At 72.0% G+C, this 2851-nt stretch carries 3 protein-coding genes and 1 pseudogene; 3 read left to right on the top strand and 1 reads right to left on the bottom strand.

Translation table 11 applies throughout. From position 1 onward, the window contains the following. The 3 genes and pseudogenes from CA983_RS42340 to pgfA form a co-directional block, all read left to right on the top strand. Nucleotides 1–746: pseudogene (locus tag CA983_RS42340) on the top strand (lytic transglycosylase); the annotation flags it as partial. A 157-nt stretch (nucleotides 747–903) separates the two neighbouring features. Continuing rightward, a complete protein-coding gene (locus CA983_RS45575) occupies nucleotides 904–1038 on the top strand; it encodes an SPW_0924 family protein (RefSeq protein WP_106975450.1) in 135 nt (44 codons plus the stop codon). Nucleotides 1039–1063: 25 nt separating this feature from the next. Beyond that, nucleotides 1064–2056: a cell envelope lipid trafficking protein PgfA gene (gene pgfA / locus CA983_RS42335; RefSeq protein WP_086605946.1), complete on the top strand. Its 993-nt coding sequence runs from the start codon at nucleotides 1064–1066 to the stop codon at nucleotides 2054–2056. Nucleotides 2057–2068: 12 nt separating this feature from the next. Here pgfA and CA983_RS42330 read toward each other — a convergent pair. Next, the coding region (locus tag CA983_RS42330) for an ATP-dependent helicase C-terminal domain-containing protein (protein ID WP_279628515.1) at nucleotides 2069–2851 on the bottom strand (783 nt) is incomplete at its 5' end.

Genomic DNA, 2851 nt, shown 5'->3' with positions numbered 1-2851 from the left:
CCTCGACGCCTCCCACGCCCACCGACACGGTGCACCACCTGGAGGACGCCGGGACCGCGAAGCTCACCGCGATGGCGGGCGACACGTTCACCAAGCGGATCAGCACGCGCGCCGAGACGAAGGCCGGCAAGGCCGTCGGCAAGGTCAGGATCCGCTTCACCATCATGGGCGACACGGACACCACGTTCACGGGCGGCGAGAGCGTGGCCACGGTCGCCACCAACAGCTCCGGGGTGGCCGTCGCACCCGCGCTTCAGGCGGGGGAGAAGACGGGCGACGTCACCGTCCGGGCCACCGTCGTGGGCCGTATGGTCGCGGGCCTCGACTACACGGCCACCGTCACCGAGCGCGCCGCCGACGCCCTCGCTCGCACCGGTGACGCCGCGCTGACCTGCACCCCGGGCGGCGAGTTCGCGAACCAGGTCGAGGTGAAGGCCACGTACAAGGGCGCCGTCGCGGACGGTGTCGCGGCCACCGCCACACTGATCAAGTCGGCGGACGACCCGACCGCCAACGACAAGGGCCCCTTCTTCAAGAGCGCCGACGGCAAGGCCGTCCGCACGCTGACGGGCCTGAAGACGGACGCGAAGGGCCTGCTGAAGCTGCCGAAGCTGTACGCGGACGACACCACCGGCACGTTCCTGCTCCGCATCAACACCGAGGGCGGAGCGACCCTCACCGTCGAACTGACCGTGGCGGCCGCCGAGACGTCCTCGCCGAGCCCCTCGGCCTCCCCGAGCGCGTAGCTCTCAGGTACGACGGACGACGCCCCTCTTTCAAGAGGGGCGTCGTTTTTTCACGAGGGGCGCGTCGTTGTGCGTGCAACGTGTTCTCATCTCCGCCGCGCGTTGCTACGGTGCCGAGATACCTGACGGTGTATCAGCTCCCGTGGGGAGGCCCCGTATGCGCGCCCTCGTCGCCGCCGCCACCGGTCTCGCCGTCGCGTTCGCCGTGGTCCTGACGCTGACCGCCCTCGGCACCCCCTCGGGCGGGACGTCCCCGAAGCCGCTGCTGACGACGGTGCCCGCACACCCCTGACCGCCCGCCCGGGAGGGAGGCCGAGATGCGCCGCAAGTCCGGCCTGGTCCTGCTCGCCCTCGCCGTGTTCTTCGCGGCCCTGTCCCCGCTGCTGCGCTGGTACGCCTTCCCGCGCCTCGCCAAGGTCCCCGCGCACCAGTACCAGGACATGGTCCTGGAGGCGGAGAACGCCACCCTCCTCGACTACGGCACGATGCGGGCCCGCACGGTCCCCAAGGTCACGATCGTGCAGACCCTCAAGGGCAACGTCGAGGCCTCCGAGCGGATCGAGGAGTCGGCGGGCCGGGACGTGGTCGTCTGGGACGGCCTGTCCTACGTCGTCGGCCCCGACGGCGAGATGGTGTCGAAGATCCCCGAGCGCTACATCTTCGACGCCCACACCCAGGAACCCGTCCACGCCACCGGCGAGATGGTCGACGGCGACCCGGTGCGCCGCGAGGGCATCGAGTTCAAATGGCCGTTCCTCACGGAGAAACGGGACTACGAGTACTTCGACGCCCAGGCCCGCGTCACCGCCCCCATCCACTACAAGGGCACACAGGACTTCCGCGGCCTGGAGGTCTACTACTTCGAGCAGACCATCCCCTGGACCAAGGTGAGGATCCCGAAGACGCTGCCCGTGGAGGGCCTCACCCCCGAGTCGGTCACCGAGACCGGCACCACCCGCTGGTACACCACGGTCCGCAAGTTCTGGGTCGAACCCCTCACCGGCGCCCCCGTCTACGGCGAGGAACTCCACAAGGAGGAACTGCGCGGCGGCACCCTCCTCGGCGACCGCGACAAGGTGACCGCGTTCGCCGGGCACGTGAAGATGCGCGAGGACTACACCACGCACACGGTCGACCTGGTGAAGTCCCAGCGCCTGTTCATCCTGCTGATGACGTCCTACCTGCCGTGGGGCTCCCTGGCTCTCGGCGTCCTCCTGCTGGCCCTCGCCCTGTACCTGGAGGCCCGCAGCCGGCGCCCGTCCGGCCCGGCTCCCACGGAGGCCGAGGAACCGTCACCGGTCAGCGCCTGAGCCGGGCGGTGGTCAGCGCCTGAGCCGGGCGCTGGTGTGCCGGGTCGGCTCGGCCCCGGCCGGGTCCTCGGGCCACGGATGCTTCGGATACCGCCCGCGCAGCTCCGCCCGTACGCCCTTGTAGCCGTCCTTCCAGAACGAGGCGAGGTCGGCGGTGACGGCGGCCGGCCGCCCGGCCGGGGACAGCAGATGGACGAGCAGCGGCACCCCCGCGACCCGCGGCGACTCCTGGAGCCCGAACATCTCCTGCAACTTCACCGCCAGCACAGGCTGCTCGGGCCGGGAGTAGTCGACGCGGATCCTCGACCCGCTCGGCACGGTGATCCGCTCCGGGGCGAGCTCGTCGAGCCGCCCGGCCTCCCCGGAGGCCCAGGGCAGCAGCCGCGCGAGCGCCTCCCCGGCGTCGATCCGCGCCAGATCGGCCCGCCGCCGGGCCCGGCTCAGCTCCGGCTCCAGCCACTCGTCCACGCGCGCGTGCAGCGCGTCGTCGGAGACGTCGGGCCACGGTTCACCGAGGTGCAGCCGCAAAAACGCGAGCCGCTGCCGCAGAGCCCCGGCCTCCGGCGACCACCGCAGCACCTCGACCCCCTCTCGCCGCAGCCCGTCCAGCAGCGCACCGCGTACGAGCCCGGGATCGGCGTCCTTCAGCGGCCGCACCGCCAGCTCCACGGCCCCCAGCCGCTCCACCCGCCGCGCCACGACGTCCCCACCGTCCCAGCGCACCTCGTCCCGCTCCTCCAGCAGCGCCCCCGCGGCGAGCCGGGCGACCCCTTCGTCGACCACGGCCCCCAGCCG

Source organism: Streptomyces swartbergensis (genome assembly GCF_002148965.1).
Lineage (GTDB): Bacteria > Actinomycetota > Actinomycetes > Streptomycetales > Streptomycetaceae > Streptomyces > Streptomyces swartbergensis.
This window is presented reverse-complemented; position numbering and strand designations above follow the sequence as displayed.

Coding starts and splice junctions, on each gene's coding strand:
- CA983_RS45575 (WP_106975450.1), top strand. CDS start 904: ATGCGCGCCCTCGTCGCCGCCGCCACCGGTCTCGCCGTCGCGTTCGCC.
- pgfA (WP_086605946.1), top strand. CDS start 1,064: ATGCGCCGCAAGTCCGGCCTGGTCCTGCTCGCCCTCGCCGTGTTCTTC.